We start from the raw sequence: 16,404 nt of genomic DNA on the forward strand, positions 1-16,404 counted from the left end.
CCGCGGATCGAATTCGGTGCGACGCAGAGCTGCCTCAACTTCGGTCTGTGCATTGGAAAGGCTGTCCAATGCGGCATCCAGCAGCTGTACCGTGTCTTCCAGCAGACCCGGTGCTTCGTGGCTCTTGCGCTCCAGACGACGCATCATCGACGCGATCATCGGCACAGGCGATGCATTGCCGTTCAGGAATTCGCTCGCCTCGGCGATATCACCGGCAATCCGCTCGGATTTCTGCATCACCGCGCGGCGTTCGGCCAGTTCATCCTCTTCACCGTCCTGTGGTGAGAGTTTCTCCAGCTCCTCGACAGAGGCGCGCAGGTATTCAGCCTCACGTGCTGCCGCTTCCACCTTGGCACGGTGGACTTTCAGGCCGCGCTCGGCATCTTTCCATTTTCTGTAACGGCCCTGCAGCGACATCGTCTCATCGCTCAAACCGGCAAAGGCATCCAGCAGCGCACGGTGCGCGTCAGTATCGACCAGCGCACGATCATCATGTTGCCCGTGAATTTCCACCAGCAGCACGCCAAGCTGGCGCATCAGCTGAACGCTGACCGCCTGATCATTGACGTAAGCCTTGGTGCGACCGTCAGAGGATTGAACACGACGGAAAATCAGATCGCCATCATCATCCAGACCGTTGTCGCGCAACAACAGGCGCGCCGGATGATCATTGCCGAGTTCGAACGTGGCAGTCACCTGCCCCTTGTCCTCGCCATGGCGCACAAGGCCACCATCCCCGCGCCCGCCAAGGGCAAGAGACAGACTGTCAAGAAGAATGGATTTACCGGCGCCCGTTTCACCCGTCAGTACCGACAGGCCCGCCTCGAACGCAAGATCGAGCCGTTCAATCAGGACGATATCCCGGATCGATAACTGCGTGAGCATGGGTTACACCCTCAGATCAAACGCCAAGAAGCTTCAGGCCAGCCTTGGAGATCCACGATCCCTTGTTCTCGCGTGGCTGAAGTCCACCGGACTGCAACAGCTTGAAGGAATCGGCATACCACTGGCTGTCCGGATAGTTGTTGCCCAGAACCGCAGCGGCGGTCTGCGCTTCGTCTGCCAGACCCATTGCGTAATAGGATTCGGTCAGACGCGCCAGAGCTTCCTCGATCTGGTTGGTGTTTGGATATGTCTCGACAACAACGCGGAAACGCTTGATTGCAGCCAGATATTCCTTGCGCTCAAGGTAATAACGGCCGACCTGCATTTCCTTACCGGCGAGCTGGTCACGCGCGAAGCGGATTTTCGCCTGCGCATCGCTGACATATTCCGAATCAGGATAATCGTTTACCACTTTAGACATGGCATCGATGGTGCGGGCAGCAGCGCGCTGGTCCTGCGTCACGTCAACGATCTGCTTGGAATAAGCCAGGCCGACCAGATACTGAACGTAAGCGGAATCTTCGGAGCGCGGATATTGCTTGAGGTAACGGTTACCGGCAGCAATCGCCTGTTCGTTACGGTTCATGCGGGTGCTGACGAATGTCTGCATCACCAGGGCCTTGCGGCCCCATTCCGTAAACGGATGTTGTTTATCAATGGCTTCGAACTTGCGTGCAGCTTCGGTCATGTTGCCGGAGTTCATGTTGGCAAGGCCCTGCTTGTAGAGGGTCTCAGCCGATTCGCTTTCGAAACCGAGTTTGGTAATGTCGATATCAGGATCAGACTGGCATGCGGTCACGAGCGTTGCAGCCCCGGCCAGCAGCATTGATACAAGCGCGACCCGAACCGTTTTCTTCATTGCACCAGACCCTACATGCTTCATTATACAGATCCCATTTCGCGCAAATACATCAACTTCAGCTTTGCACTGGCGTTTCTAGCCATAAAAGCGTCGGTAGAGCAACGCAATGATGACGCATTAACGCATTTTTATGGCGTACCACTTTGGCGAGGGTGAATATTTCAGCTTTTTAGAGAGCAAAATCCCCCTATTCGCCCTCAAACACAAAAAGCCGCATCCAAGGGGGATACGGCTTTTCAATTTTCAATATTTCGAAATCACGCAGACCAAGGCGCAACATCTGCCACGCTGACGCGGACAAATTCTGCAGCACGAACGCGCTGGCTGCGGGAAACCGGAGCCTCGACGATTTCATAGGCAGTCGGATCGCTCAGCAGCGCCTTCAAGGCGTTAGCATTGACCTTGTGGCCGCCGCGGTAAGAGCGGTAGCAGCCAATGAACTGTGCACCAGCAAGTGCCAAGTCACCAACGGCGTCCAGCGTCTTGTGACGAACAAACTCGTCCTTTTCGTAACGCAGACCTTCCATGTTGATGACCGTATGGTCATCGGAAATCACAACCGAGTTCTCCAGCGACGAACCGAGTGCATAACCGGCAGCCCACAGGCGCTCAACATCACGCATGAAGCCGAATGTACGGGCGCGGGACAGTTCCTTGGTAAAGGTTTCAGCGGTCAGATCGCCGCTCCACATCTGGCGACCGATCAGCGGAGTGTCGAAATCGATCTCAACTTCGAATCGCGTGCCGCTATAGGGACGGAACTCAGCCCAGGACGAACCGGCATCGATACGAACCGGTTTCAGAACACGGATATAACGGCGCTTTACTCCAAGGTTGACGATACCAACCTGCTCGATGGCTTCGATGAACGGCAACGAGCTGCCATCCATGATCGGCGCTTCGGGACCATCAACCTCGACAACAAGGTTATCCAGACCGAGCGCGTAGATCGCAGCCATCACATGTTCGATGGTGGCAACGGACTGGGTGGCCGAACGACCAAGTACCGTGCACAGGTCCGTATTGCCGACATTGGCGGAAACCGCCTTGATCTCGGTGATGTTACCATTGTCGTGGTGGCGCTGGAAAACAATGCCCGTTCCAGCTTCAGCCGGATGGAATGTCATGGAAACCGGGTTGCCCGAATGTACGCCAATACCGGAAATCTGCACAGCAGCGGCGATAGTCGTTTGAAAACCCAGCAGTTCGATACTCATTCACATGTGCCTTGTCTAACGAGAACCGAAGACATCCAAGGGTCCGGCTCCCAAATTCCAACATGAGAAAACACACGGTTTTCCCAGAACTTGCATTCATACATACGTATGGTCAGGCCACATAACAAATCACTGTTTCTTTCGCATTGTTACAAGTTTAAGAAATTGAAAAATCAACATCTTTCTTCACATTCAGAAACAATTTGCAACAAAAAACCCGGGCCTTTCGGTCCGGGTTCGATGTTCAGCGGAATCGCCTGGTAATCAGTTCGACTGACGGCGCAGGAACGCCGGAATTTCGAGCTGATCGTCTTCATGCGAGCTTGCAGCCTGAGGCGTAACGCGACCCTGGTTGTCCAGCTGGCCACGACGCGGTGCGTAGAGGCTGGCCTCTGCGGAAAGCGGGCGGCGCTGCTGTGGAGCAAGCGTTGGTGCGTCCATCAGCTCGGACGGAACGTTGTCGTCTTCTTCACGACGTCCCAGCGAATTGGTGATGCGCTTCAACAGACCCATTGGGCCACGCTCTTCAGGAACCGTGGATGCCGGATGGGCAGTACGGTGATCCATCTCAGCCTTCACGACCGGAGGAAAATCCTCGATCTTCGGCATGCGAACAGGCTCTACGCTGCGGGGAGCGGCAGCAACCGGCTCATGGTGGTGTACAGGCGCCTGTGGCTGTTGCATGCGTGGTGCAGCAACTGGCTCAGGTGCGTAGTGTGCCTGCGGTGCAGGTGCAGCCTGGACTGGAGCCTGACGAACAGGCGCAGGTGCAGGTGCAGGAGCTTCAACCGGAGCAGCAGCAAACAGCTTGCTCTGCGGGCGGAATTCAGCCTCTGCCTGAGCCTGACGCAGCTGCTGTTCAGCAGCGGCCAGAGCCAGTTCGCGTTCCATTTCGACTTCAGCCGTGCGGATAGTCTGGGCGATTGGATCAACCGCCTTAGGTGCCTGCATGACGGGGGCAGGCTGAACTGCGGCCGGAGCCGAAGCAACGGCCGCGGAAGGACGGATAAGAGGCTTTGCAGCAGCAGGCTGCGCGAAGTGCAGGTCGTTCTGACCGGCAACGCGGTCGATGCCGGTGGCAACAACCGACACGCGGATGAGGCCCTCCAGAGCTTCGTCGAAGGTCGCACCGAGGATGATGTTTGCATCCGGGTCGACTTCTTCGCGAATACGGGTCGCAGCTTCGTCCACTTCGAACAGGGTCATGTCGCGACCACCGGTGATGGAGATCAGGAGGCCCTGTGCACCCTTCATGGAGGTTTCGTCCAGCAGCGGGTTGGCAATGGCGGCTTCAGCAGCCTGCATTGCACGGCCTTCGCCGGAAGCTTCACCCGTACCCATCATTGCACGGCCCATTTCGCGCATGACAGAACGAACGTCAGCGAAGTCGAGGTTGATGAGACCTTCCTTCACCATAAGGTCGGTGATGCAGGCAACACCCGAATAGAGAACCTGGTCGGCCATTGCGAAGGCATCCGCAAAGGTGGTCTTGTCGTTGGCGATGCGGAACAGGTTCTGGTTCGGAATGACGATCAGCGTGTCAACCGACTTCTGAAGCTCCTGGATACCCTGTTCGGCAAGGCGCATACGGCGCTGGCCTTCAAAGTGGAACGGCTTGGTCACAACGCCAACCGTCAGAATGCCCTTGTTGCGAGCAGCCTGTGCGACGACAGGAGCAGCACCGGTACCGGTACCACCGCCCATGCCGGCGGTTACGAAGCACATGTGGGTTCCGTTGAGGTGATCGACGATCTCATCGATGCACTCTTCAGCGGCAGCGCGACCAACTTCCGGCTGCGAACCGGCGCCGAGACCTTCTGTTACCTGAACACCCATCTGAATGATGCGTTCAGCCTTGGTCATCGTCAGCGCCTGAGCGTCCGTATTGGCCACGACAAAATCAACGCCCTGGAGACCGGCCGAGATCATGTTGTTTACGGCGTTGCCACCACCGCCACCAACACCGAAAACGGTGATGCGAGGCTTCAACTCGGTGATATCAGGCTTATGCAGCTGTATCGTCATTGTCACATTCCTTCTTTGTCTTGGCCGCATCGCCACGCTGGCCGATTCATTACAACTCGTTACACACCTGCTCCGGCACCACGCCGGTTCAGGTCAAAAACTTTCCTTCAACCACTGCCCTACCCGGGCAATCCGTCCGCCACTTGTGCCGAACGGAGAAAACAGACCGCCTTGCGAGGCGTGTACTTCCGTTTCCGCGATCTGCGGATAAATCATCAGGCCAACCGCCGTTGAAAACGCCGGACCCTTGGCTGCAACCGGAAGGCCGGAAACACCCAGTGGACGACCAATACGCACGTTACGGGCCAGGATGCGGCGCGCCGTTTCCGGCAGGCCGGTCAACTGGCTTGCGCCGCCGGTCAGAACCACGCGCTTGCCAACAATCGGGCTGAAACCGGATTTCTGGATCCGATCACGGATCAGTTCCAGGGTTTCCTCGATGCGGGCGCGAACAATGCGCGTGACCAGAGCACGCGAAACCTGGGATGGCTGATCGCGGTCATCTTCGCCGATTGGTGGGATGGAAAGCATGTCACGCTCATCGGCACCATTGGCCAGAGCTGAACCATGAACCACCTTCAGACGCTCGGCATCTTCGATACGGGTCGAAAGACCGCGTGCCAGATCGGTGGTGACGTGGTGGCCACCAAGACCGATAGCATCGGTGTGAATGAGACGGCCTTCTGCGAAAACCGAAATCGTCGTGGTGCCGCCACCCATATCGATGGCTGCGCAACCCAATTCAACTTCATCGTCCACCAGTGCAGCAAGACCGCTGGCGTAAGGCGTGGCAACCATGCCCTCTACCGACAGGTGAGCGCGGTTGACGCAAAGCTCGAGGTTCTTCAGCGCCGAACGTTCTGCCGTCACGACATGCATGTCCACACCCAGAAGGTCGCCATACATGGAGAGCGGATCACGGATGCCGCGCTCGCCATCCAGCGAATAACCGGTTGGCAGCGAGTGAAGAATGGCACGATCCTGACGCAGCGACTGCTGGCTGGCAGCAATCAGCACCTTGCGCAGGTCGCCTGCTTCGACTTCCTGACCACCCAGATCAATGCTGGCGGTGTAGATATCGCTGGCCAGACGGCCGGCAGACACGTTGACGATCAGGCTATCGACAGTCAGGCCAGCCATGCGCTCGGCAGCATCGACGGCCAGACGGACAACGCCTTCCACTGCATCCAGATCGGCAATCACACCAGACTTCACACCACGCGAACGCTGGTGGCCAATGCCGATGATTTCAACCTTGTGGGTACGGCCCGGCAGCACTTCGGTTTCCTGACGTGGCGTCAGGCGACCAATCATGCAGACAATCTTCGTCGAGCCGATATCCAGCACGGAAACGACATGTGACCGCTTGGAAGAAAGCGGCTTCAGGCGCGGCAATCCAAAATGGGAAGAACCGAAAAAGCTCATATGTTCCCCGCTTTCTTGAGCGCCTTTTCGCGTGCCGTAACGGCGGCCTGGCGGCGCTCGGTTGCAGCTTGCGTCAATTGAATGGTGGTGCGGTCCGAAAGCCGCAGATCGATGGCAGCTATGTCTCGCGACATAACCTGCTGCTCGGCATCCAGACGCGACAAGAGATGCAGCGCCTTGGCGACATTTTCTTCCGGCAGCTTGATGATGATGCCATTGTTCAGATGCAAGTCCCAGCGACGACCAGAGATGCGAACATAGGCCTTGACCTTGTTGCGAATGTCCGGCCATGCATCCAGCTGCTCCATAAAGCCGGCAGCGCCAGTTTCAGCGTCACGACCAACAAACAGCGGCAGGGCGGCAAACTTGTTGTCGCGCAGCGGTGCAATTACGCTTCCATTCTTTTCGATGAGCGACAGTTCAGAGCCGTGCTGCCAGATACCGAAGGCATCGCGCTCCTTGAGGCGGATTTCGATGGTGCGCGGATAGACCTTGCGCACATCAACGTCTTCAACCCAGGGCAGATCTGCAAGGCGGCGACGCGCCGTATTCACATCAAGCGCAACAAGTGAGGTCGTGCCATCAAGACCGAGAAGCTGCAGAATGTCGATTTCGGAGGTCTGGGCATTGCCGGAAACCTTGACGTCTTCGATGGCAAAACCGGCAGCAGAAGTTGTTGCCTGCGCAACGGTCTGTGTATGACCACCAAGCGACATGCCGTAGAGACCAGTCGCAGCAAGAAAGGCAAACGCCGAGATCGTGCCAGTGTGCGCTGGAATATTGACGCGACCGGTTGCGAGACTGACACAAAAGCGCACGATACGACGCAGCGGACGAGGCAACACAATGCGCTCGTCAGCAACGGGAGCAAACTGCTCCAGCCGTCTTCTGCCTGCTTTTTTGCCACCGATCATCGTGAACACGAAGCGTCCTCCACCATCCAGCGGACGAATTGACCAAACGTTAAACCATCATGAGCCGCCATTTCCGGCACAAGAGAGGTTGGCGTCATTCCTGGCTGGGTATTCACCTCAAGCCAGATAACCTCACCATCTTCAGACATACGATCATCGTAACGGAAGTCCGATCGGCTCACTCCACGGCACCCGATTGCCCGATGCGCCATAAGGGCCAATGATTGTATTTTTTGGTAAATTTTCGGTGAAATTTCTGCCGGAATGACATGTTTCGAGCCACCCGCAGCATACTTCGCGTCGTAATCATAAAAACCGTGGCCAACCGGCACCACCTCTGTGACACCAAACGCACGATTACCCATGACACCGCAGGTCAACTCGCGACCAGCAACATAACGCTCCACCATGACAGCATCGCCGTAGCGCCATTCGGAAGACGTCAGGACCTGCGGCGGATGAGATTGATCTTCCTTGACGATCACAACACCAAAGCTGGAACCTTCACGAACAGGCTTGACGACGTAAGGCGGCGCCAGCGGATGCTCATTGGTAAATTCAAAACGATTCATCAGGCACGCTTCAGCAACCGGCACACCGGCCGCAGCAGCAACCTTTTTCGCCTGGCCCTTATCCATAGCCAAAGCCGAAGCAAGCACACCTGAACCGGTGTAAGGGATCTGCAGATATTCAAGGATACCCTGAATGGTACCATCTTCACCAAATGGACCATGGAGCGCGTTAAAGGCAACATCAGGCTTCAACTGCGACAACACAGCAGAAACATCACGATCAACGTCGATACGCGTAACCTTATAGCCCTCACCCTCAAGCGCCAAGGCACACGCCTCACCCGAAGACAGGCTGACTGGTCGCTCCGACGAAAAACCACCCATAAGGACAGCGATATGTTTGCCGCTCATTCAAAACCCCGACATCAAACGTTTCTCTGACGCCATTAACGACTGCCTTGCGCCCAAATTCCGGCACTGATTCTCTCAGCACCATCCACTGAACCACTTAAGAGCCATTAAGGTTAATGAAGCGTTTACTTTCGTTAACCAGCGCACCTTCCATGCGGTTTTTTAAACATGAATCATTCAATGTTCGGATTAACGCCTTAGAATCAGAGAGTTGCACTAAATGCAATATGTCCGGGTCAAAAAAAGCAAAAATGAGACAGGGCTTCGCGTCAGAACAATCGTTAACAAGCAAGCCCCAAACCGTTAAGATTCAGGCTTATCCACAACCCTTGAGAGAACCAGCCCCAAACGCAATATTTTGCAGCGCAGCATAATCCTGTTCAAAACAGTGCTCAAACGCAGTCAACCGCGCGCAGCAAGCCGGCAAAAAAGGCCCAAAAACAGCCGGAAATACGCTTATATGACCAAAAAAGAATGGCGCTTTAAATTTTATTGCGCCTGCAGCATTTCATATTTGCAAAAATTGCGTTAACGCAAGGCCACCTTCCAAGGTGATTTCTAATATACAATGGAACCAATACCATGACCGACGCGATATCCCGTGTATCGCCGACCGCTGACAATCCGAACGATGTAAAGACAAATTCGCCTGCACGAGTTCTTACTGCCAGCGTGGTCGGCACGACCATCGAGTTCTTCGACTTCTATGTCTATGCGACAGCCGCAGTCCTCGTGTTCCCCACGCTATTTTTCCCGAACAACGACCCGATGACGGCGCTGTTGGCATCATTTGCCACCTTCTCCATCGCATTCTTCGCGCGCCCGCTGGGTGCCGTTGTCTTCGGTCACTACGGCGACCGTGTTGGTCGCAAGACGACGCTTGTTGCCGCACTGCTGACCATGGGTATCTCCACTGTTATCATCGGCCTGCTGCCGTCCTATGAGACAGCCGGCATCCTTGCACCGCTGCTCCTGGCACTGTGCCGTTTCGGTCAGGGCTTCGGCCTTGGCGGTGAATGGGGTGGCGCAGTGCTTCTGGCAACCGAAAACGCTCCTCCCGGCAAGCGTAGCTGGTACGGCATGTTTCCGCAGCTTGGCGCACCAATCGGCCTGCTGCTCTCGTCCGGCGTGTTCTGGATCCTGCTGCATTTCATGTCGCAGGAAGCCCTGCTGAGCTGGGGCTGGCGCATTCCGTTCATTGCATCGATCCTTCTGATCGCCGTTGGTCTGTGGGTTCGCCTGTCGATCACCGAAACACCGGCCTTCCAAAAGGCTATCGATCAGGAGGAACGCGTTGCCGTTCCCGTTGCTGAACTGTTCCGCAACCACAAGCGCAGCCTGGCGCTTGGCACATTCGTTGCTCTGGCAACTTTCGTGCTGTTCTACATCGGTACCGCCTATCTCTTGTCCTACAACGTCAAGGTTCTGAAGATCCCGTTCCTTGACGCTCTGGAAGTACAGATCCTCGGCTCGATCGTGTTTGGTATCTTCATTCCGTTTGCAGGAAAGCTCGCAGAGCGTTTCGGCCGTCGTGAAATTCTGATGCTGACCACCGTGCTGATTGGCGCATTCTCGTTCCTGCTGCCTGGCCTGATGAGCGGTGGCGAAGGTTCGATCTTCGTCTTCGCCGCACTGGCCATGGCTCTGATGGGCATGACCTACGGTCTGATCGGTACAGCACTTGCTGCACCGTTCCCGACAACCGTGCGCTACACAGGTTCGTCGATCACCTTCAACATGGCTGGCATCTTCGGCGCATCGCTGGCGCCTTACATCGCCACATGGCTGCAGGTGAACTACGGCATGACCTATGTCGGTTATTACCTCTGCGCAGCAGCGGTTATAACGCTGGCCTGCATTCTGCTGTCCGGCAAGAACGAAGTCTGACACTGAATCAAACTGACAGAAAAGCCCGCGAAGCCCTTGGCTTTGCGGGCTTTTTCTTTGCCTGGCTCACGGCTTTAGCCAGCGCGAGGCCCCAGCATCACCGAAATGCAGACAAGGGCAAGACATCCCTCATCGCGCAACCAAAACGGCCGGGTGATAAACCCGGCCGCTTCAAAACCATCAAAATACGTCGTGTCAGGCGATATCAGCCACCAAGGAACGGCTCAACCTCTCGGCCGGGCATGAACAGACCAAGGCGCTTGATTTCCCACTCCAGCTGAATACCGGAGTGATCACGCACCCGACGACGGATCGTCTCACCCAGATATTCAAGATCGTAACCGGTCGCGTTGCCGGTGTTGATCATGAAGTTGCAGTGCAGCGACGACATCTGCGCACCACCGATCACCAGACCACGGCCGCCGGCCTCATCGATCAACTCCCATGCGGAATGGCCTTCAGGGTTCTTGAAGGTCGAACCACCGGTCTTTTCGCGGATAGGCTGCACGGTTTCGCGGTGAAGACGCACCGCATCCATATCGGCACGGATTTTTGCCTTGTCTTCCGGATAACCTTCAAACAGCGCATCTACAAAGATCAGACCTTCGGAAGCGCTGGAGTGGCGATAGGTGTAACCCATCTCCTCATTCGACAGCGTGTGAAGGTTGCCCTGGCGGTCAACAGCACGCACTTCTACCACGCGCTCGCGGGTTTCGCCGCCATTGGCGCCGGCATTCATACGCAGCGCGCCACCGATCGAACCGGGAATGCCATAGTAGAAGTGGAAACCACCGATGCCATTGTCCATGGCCATTGCGGCGATATGCTTGTCCGGGCAGATCGCGCCAGCGCGGATGCGATTTTCGCCTTCCAGTTCAAGATTACCAAAACCCTTGGCGGAAAGACGCACGACAACACCGGGAATACCCCCGTCACGCACCAGAAGGTTGGAGCCAACGCCGACAACCGTCAGCGGTACATCTTCCGGCAGCAGTTTCAGGAAGGTAACAAGATCATCTACGTCGTGAGGCTGGAACATCAGCTCCGCAAGACCGCCTGCGCGGAACCACGTAACGCGGTCCATCGGCGCATCTGGCGTCAGGCGTCCACGCAGTTCATTTACTCCCTCGCCGAGCCTTCCCAGCAGCTTAACCCCATCCACCTGTTTCATGCAGACTTTCCTGATATGCTTTCCAGTTCAGAAGGCAGCGACGCCGCCCATTGCGTAATATTACCAGCACCCAACAGAACCACGAAATCACCGGGATTCGCAATGCCTGCGATCAATTTGGCCAATTCATCCTTGGAAGGCAAAAACCGTGCATCGCGATGACCGGCCGCCTTGATGGCCGAAATCAGGGTTTCGGAGTTTGCGCCTTCGATGGGATCTTCACCCGCCGCATAGACTGGAGCAAGAATAATCGTGTCTGCATCATTGAAGCAATGCGCAAAGTCGTCAAACAGGCTGGAAAGACGGCTATAACGGTGTGGCTGGTGTACCGCGATGATACGGCCGTTGCAGGCTTCGCGTGCTGCTCTGAGCACAGCCTTGATTTCAACCGGGTGATGACCGTAGTCATCGAACACCTGAACGTCATTCCAGGCGCCAGTCAGCGTAAAGCGACGCTTCACGCCACCAAACGAAGCAAGGCCCTTCTTGATGTTCTCTTCAGAGATGCCAAGACGGTTGGCAACGGCAATGGCCGCGCAGGCATTCGACACATTGTGACGGCCCGGCATTGGCAGAACCAGATCCTTGAAGGTGAAGATCTTGCCGGTGCGACGACGACGGATTTCAACATCGAAGATCGAGCGTGTGCCATCGATGCGCACGTTCGAGAAACGCACGTCGGCCTGCGGATTTTCACCATAGGTGACAACCTTGCGGTCTTCGATCTTGCCCACCAGCGCCTGAACTTCAGGATGATCAAGGCACATGACGCCAAAACCATAAAACGGCACATTTTCCACGAACTGGCGGAAAGCGGCACGCACGGCATCAAAATCACCGTAGTGATCAAGATGTTCTGGGTCGATATTGGTGACAACAGCGACGTCGGCCGGCAGTTTCAAGAAGGTGCCATCAGATTCATCGGCCTCGACAACCATCCACTCACCCTCACCCATGCGGGCATTGGTGCCGTATGCATTGATGATGCCGCCATTGATAACGGTCGGGTCCAGCTCACCGGCTTCCAGCAGCGTGGCAACCATAGACGTAGTCGTGGTCTTGCCATGCGTGCCACCAATGGCAATCGCATTGCGAAAGCGCATCAGCTCGGCCAGCATTTCAGCGCGACGTACGATCGGCAGATGTTTTTCGCGGGCGGCAATCAGCTCAGGATTGTTTTTCTTGATCGCGGTCGAAACAACAACCACTTCGGCTTCACCAAGGTTTTCAGCCGTATGGCCGACAAACACATCAATGCCCTTTTCGCGCAGACGCTGCACATTGGCGCTGTCTGACTGGTCGGAGCCCTGAACCTTGTGGCCGAGATTATGCAGCACTTCGGCAATACCGCTCATGCCGATGCCGCCGATACCGATGAAATGAACTAGACCTATGGCTTTTGGCATCTTCATGGATGCTCTCCTTCAATTTTCTTTTTAAATTCGGCAATGGACCCGCCCTGCGCAAGCGTTTCCACCATATCGGCAAGAACCGAGGCCGCATGCGGTTTGCCGGTTGCCTTGGCAGCAGCGGCCGTCGTGGCCAGCCGCTCCGGTTGCGTCAGCGCGTCTGCCAAAATGGTCGACAGCTTCTGCGGAGAAAGGTCGGATTGTTTGATGACACTTGCACCACCGGCACCAGCAAGGGCGGCAGCATTGGCAGCCTGGTCATGATCAAGCGCATGCGGATAAGGCACCAGCACCGAAGGACGGCCAATCACCGACAGTTCCGACACCGTGGAAGCGCCTGAGCGGCTGATCACCAGATGGGCAGCGCCGATCCTCTCGGCCATGTCGCCAAAAAATGGCGAGACATCGGCCTGAACGCCAAGCTTGGCATAGGCTGCAATGACATTGTCCTTGTCTTCCGGGCGTGCCTGCTGGGTCACTGAAAGGCGTGAGCGCTTCTCATCCCCCAAAAGGCAAATGGCAGCCGGAATGGCAGCGGAGAAAAACTGCGCCCCCTGGCTTCCCCCGAACACAACAAGTTTGAACGGCTCGGTATTTTCCGAAGGGTCATAGGCAACATTGGCCGCCTCAAGCACCGCCGGGCGGACGGGGTTGCCAGTGGCAACCGTCTTTGCAGCATATTCGCCACGGCCCGATGGCAGGAAACCACCTGCAATAGCCTTCACCCGCTTTGCCAGCGCCTTGTTGGCGCGGCCCATCACGGCATTCTGCTCATGCAGCATGGAAGGAACGCCAAGCCCGGTTGAGGCCAGCAGTGGGGGGACAGTGGGGTAACCACCAAAACCAACCACGGCCACCGGCTTCAAGCGTGTTATCAGACGTCTTGCTGCGCGAAGCCCCGTCCACAGCTTCAGCAGCGAACGAGCGATTGCAATCGGATTTTTTGATCCGATCGTTGCCGATGGCACCACATGGATTTCATCGGCTGGAAATTTGCCTGCGTAACGCTCGGCACGGCTGTCCGTCACCAGATGCACGGAATAGCCACGCGCCTTCAGCTCATAGGCCAGCGCCTCTGCCGGAAACACATGGCCGCCGGTACCACCGGCGGCGAGCAAAACAATACCTTTGTTCATTCACATTACTCCGCGGGCACGGCCCCTACCCGGAAAAAGCTGCGCTCCTGCGCACGTTTCTCCGGCCTGTGGCGTGTCAATGCCAGAAGGAAACCAGCTGTAACGCTGATCGCCATCATCGATGAACCACCATAGGAAATAAGCGGCAATGTCATACCCTTTGCAGGCATAAGTTCAAGATTAACGCCAATATTGATCATCGACTGAATGCCGATCTGCAACACCAGACCAGCCACCGCAAAGCGGGCAAAATCGTCTTTTTCCTTGAAGGCATGCGACAGACCGCGCAGCACGATGAAGGCAAAAATCACCACCAGCACCATGCAGAACAGAATGCCGAATTCTTCCGCCGCAACCGAGAAGATAAAGTCGGTATGGCTATCAGGAATGATACGCTTGACGACACCTTCGCCCGGTCCCTGGCCAAACCAGTTACCGCGGATGATCGCTTCACGGGCAGTATCCACCTGGAACGTATCACCCTCACCGGTCAAGAAGCGGTCGATACGACCGGCCACGTGCGGGAAAACGAAATAGGCGGAAATAAAACCGGCAACACCCAGACCACCAAGCAGAATGATCCACAGCCATGGCACACCGGCCATGAAGAACATGCCGCCCCACACTGCACTGGTCAGGATTGTCTGACCAAAGTCAGGCTGGGCAATCAGAAGGGCTGCAACAACACCGAAAGTGATGATGGCAAACAGGTTGCCGGGAATTTCCGGATGACGGGCGCGTTCGGCAAACAGCCATGCGCAGACAACCACAAACGCCGGCTTCATGAATTCCGACGGCTGGATCGAGAATGTGCCGATGGAAATCCAGGCCGAAAAACAGCGCAAAGATCATCATCAGCAGCGAGGCGATCAACATGATGATCGCAACGCGGCGGATCTGACGCGGCGACAGGAAGGATAGGCCCACCATGATCGCAATCGACGGCAGGATGAATATCGCGTGCCTCTCCACGAAGAAGAAACTGGTGAGGCCAATGCGCTCGGCAACCGCCGGCGACGCCGCAAAGGAAAGCATCAGGCCGATGCCCATCAGCGCAATGAATGCTGCCAGGAAAAATCGGTCAATGGTCCAGAACCATTCGGCAACCGGACCTCGGTCAATACGGCTTACCATAACGTCAGCCCCCCTTTCCTGAGCCAATCAGCATCGTCACGCCGTCAAGCGCCGCGACATGTGCAACGAACGCATCACCACGCACTTCAAAGTTCTTATACTGGTCGAAGCTTGCGCAAGCCGGGGATAACATCACGACATTGCCGATATTTTCGTCCTTTTGCGCATCCGCAGCGGCGTGTTCGACAGCTTTATCAAGAGTGCCTGAAATTTCATAAGGAACCGTATCACCGAGCGTGGCTGCAAATTCAGCCGCAGCCTCGCCAATAAGGTAGGCTTTGGCGATGCGCGGAAACAGGCTCGACAGGCTGGAAATGCCACCCGATTTCGGCAGGCCACCGGCAATCCAGTAGATGCGATCATAGCTCGACAATGCAGGCGCTGCCGCATCGGCATTGGTCGCCTTGCTGTCATTGATGAAGGTCACCGAACCGCGACGTGCCACCGGCTGCATGCGGTGCTTGAGGCCGGGGAAGGTTTTGAGGCCGGAACGAATATCATCGGCACTCACACCACCCGCAAGGCAGGCAGCAATCGCAGCCGCCGTATTTTGTGCATTGTGGGCACCGCGCAGCGTCTGAATGCCATCGAGATCGACAAACAACGACGAGGTACCACCCTCAGCGCTGATGATCTGGCTACCTTGCGCGTAAAGGCCAGAAGCCACCACATTGCGCTTGGAAATGCGCATGACCTTGACACCCGCCCGCTCAACGCGGTCGGCAATCAAGGCGCAGTAACTGTCATCAACACCGATAACCGCCGTATTGCTGCCAGCCACCAACCGCTCCTTGACGTCACCGTAATGCTGCATGGTGCCGTGGCGATCGAGGTGGTCAGGCGTCAGGTTGAGAAGAATACCGGCTGTCGGGTTCAGTGTCGGTGCCAGATCAATCTGGTAGGACGAGCACTCGACCACATAATAACGCTCTGCCTTCGGCGGATCGAGCGTCAGAACGGCAGTGCCGATATTGCCACCAAGCTGCGTATCACGGCCGCTTTGCTGCAGAATATGGGCGATCAACGCCGTTGTGGTGGATTTGCCGTTTGTGCCGGTAATGGCAATGAACGGGCAATCCGGAGAATGGGCGCGGCGTTCGCGCACAAACAGTTCCACATCGCCAATGATTTCAACACCGGCAGCACGCGCCAGCTCCACCGTCCAGTGCGGCTTGGGATGTGTCAGGGGAACGCCGGGAGAAAGCACAAAGGCCGCCAGAGACGGCCAATGAACAGTGCGCAGATCCGCAACGGTTATGCCTTCGGCCGCTGCCTTGGCTGCACTGTCGGGATTGTCGTCATAAGCAACGACATCAGCCCCGCCAGCAACCAGCGCCTTGGCGGTGGCAAGGCCGGAACCGCCCAGACCGAAAAGCGCGACCTTGCGACCTTTGAAAACCGTAACAGGGATCATGC

At 56.4% G+C, this 16,404-nt stretch carries 12 protein-coding genes and 1 pseudogene; 1 reads left to right on the forward strand and 12 read right to left on the reverse strand.

Features of this window, described 5'->3' with window-relative positions; translation table 11 throughout:
* The 7 genes from RT613_RS02435 to RT613_RS02465 all read right to left on the reverse strand — a co-directional run.
* Positions 1-885: AAA family ATPase (locus RT613_RS02435; protein ID WP_313612676.1), on the reverse strand; the 885-nt coding region annotated here is incomplete at its 3' end.
* A gap of 16 nt (positions 886-901) precedes the next feature.
* Positions 902-1,768: an outer membrane protein assembly factor BamD gene (locus RT613_RS02440; protein ID WP_313612677.1), complete on the reverse strand. Its 867-nt coding sequence runs from the start codon at positions 1,766-1,768 to the stop codon at positions 902-904.
* Between the two features lie 236 nt (positions 1,769-2,004).
* Entirely contained in the window at positions 2,005-2,964 is a 960-nt protein-coding gene (gene lpxC / locus RT613_RS02445; RefSeq protein WP_313612678.1) for a UDP-3-O-acyl-N-acetylglucosamine deacetylase, read from the reverse strand.
* A gap of 264 nt (positions 2,965-3,228) precedes the next feature.
* Positions 3,229-4,989, reverse strand: a complete 1,761-nt coding sequence (gene ftsZ, locus RT613_RS02450; RefSeq protein WP_313612680.1) for a cell division protein FtsZ — start codon at positions 4,987-4,989, stop codon at positions 3,229-3,231.
* A gap of 93 nt (positions 4,990-5,082) precedes the next feature.
* Positions 5,083-6,414 (reverse strand): cell division protein FtsA, encoded by a 1,332-nt coding sequence (gene ftsA / locus RT613_RS02455; RefSeq protein ID WP_313612682.1) that lies wholly within the window; start codon positions 6,412-6,414, stop codon positions 5,083-5,085.
* Positions 6,411-7,328, reverse strand: coding sequence for a cell division protein FtsQ/DivIB (locus RT613_RS02460; protein WP_313612799.1), 918 nt, complete (start codon positions 7,326-7,328; stop codon positions 6,411-6,413). Before RT613_RS02460 ends, ftsA begins: the two co-directional genes overlap by 4 nt.
* Positions 7,325-8,251: a D-alanine--D-alanine ligase gene (locus RT613_RS02465; protein ID WP_313612683.1), complete on the reverse strand. Its 927-nt coding sequence runs from the start codon at positions 8,249-8,251 to the stop codon at positions 7,325-7,327. The genes RT613_RS02460 and RT613_RS02465 overlap by 4 nt, the downstream gene beginning before the upstream one ends.
* A gap of 582 nt (positions 8,252-8,833) precedes the next feature.
* Here RT613_RS02465 and RT613_RS02470 point away from each other — a divergent pair.
* The gene (locus RT613_RS02470) at positions 8,834-10,138 is read left to right on the forward strand and encodes an MFS transporter (protein WP_313612684.1); all 1,305 of its coding nucleotides are present in this window, start codon (positions 8,834-8,836) and stop codon (positions 10,136-10,138) included.
* Between the two features lie 205 nt (positions 10,139-10,343).
* On the opposite strand, the gene murB is transcribed toward RT613_RS02470, so the two are convergent.
* From murB to murD, 5 genes and pseudogenes are all read right to left on the reverse strand, one after another.
* Positions 10,344-11,309 carry a UDP-N-acetylmuramate dehydrogenase gene (gene murB, locus RT613_RS02475; protein WP_313612686.1) on the reverse strand — a complete coding sequence of 322 codons (966 nt, stop codon included), beginning with the start codon at positions 11,307-11,309 and terminating at the stop codon, positions 10,344-10,346.
* Entirely contained in the window at positions 11,306-12,721 is a 1,416-nt protein-coding gene (murC, locus tag RT613_RS02480) for a UDP-N-acetylmuramate--L-alanine ligase (protein ID WP_313612687.1), read from the reverse strand. Before murC ends, murB begins: the two co-directional genes overlap by 4 nt.
* Positions 12,718-13,854 carry an undecaprenyldiphospho-muramoylpentapeptide beta-N-acetylglucosaminyltransferase gene (gene murG / locus RT613_RS02485; protein WP_313612689.1) on the reverse strand — a complete coding sequence of 379 codons (1,137 nt, stop codon included), beginning with the start codon at positions 13,852-13,854 and terminating at the stop codon, positions 12,718-12,720. The genes murC and murG overlap by 4 nt, the downstream gene beginning before the upstream one ends.
* A gap of 5 nt (positions 13,855-13,859) precedes the next feature.
* Positions 13,860-14,988 (reverse strand): annotated as a pseudogene (locus RT613_RS02490) (FtsW/RodA/SpoVE family cell cycle protein).
* Between the two features lie 4 nt (positions 14,989-14,992).
* Positions 14,993-16,402: a UDP-N-acetylmuramoyl-L-alanine--D-glutamate ligase gene (gene murD / locus RT613_RS02495; RefSeq protein ID WP_313612691.1), complete on the reverse strand. Its 1,410-nt coding sequence runs from the start codon at positions 16,400-16,402 to the stop codon at positions 14,993-14,995.
* Between the last annotated feature and the right edge of the window lie 2 nt (positions 16,403-16,404).

It is taken from the genome of Agrobacterium sp., from assembly GCF_032092815.1.
Classification (GTDB): domain Bacteria; phylum Pseudomonadota; class Alphaproteobacteria; order Rhizobiales; family Rhizobiaceae; genus Agrobacterium.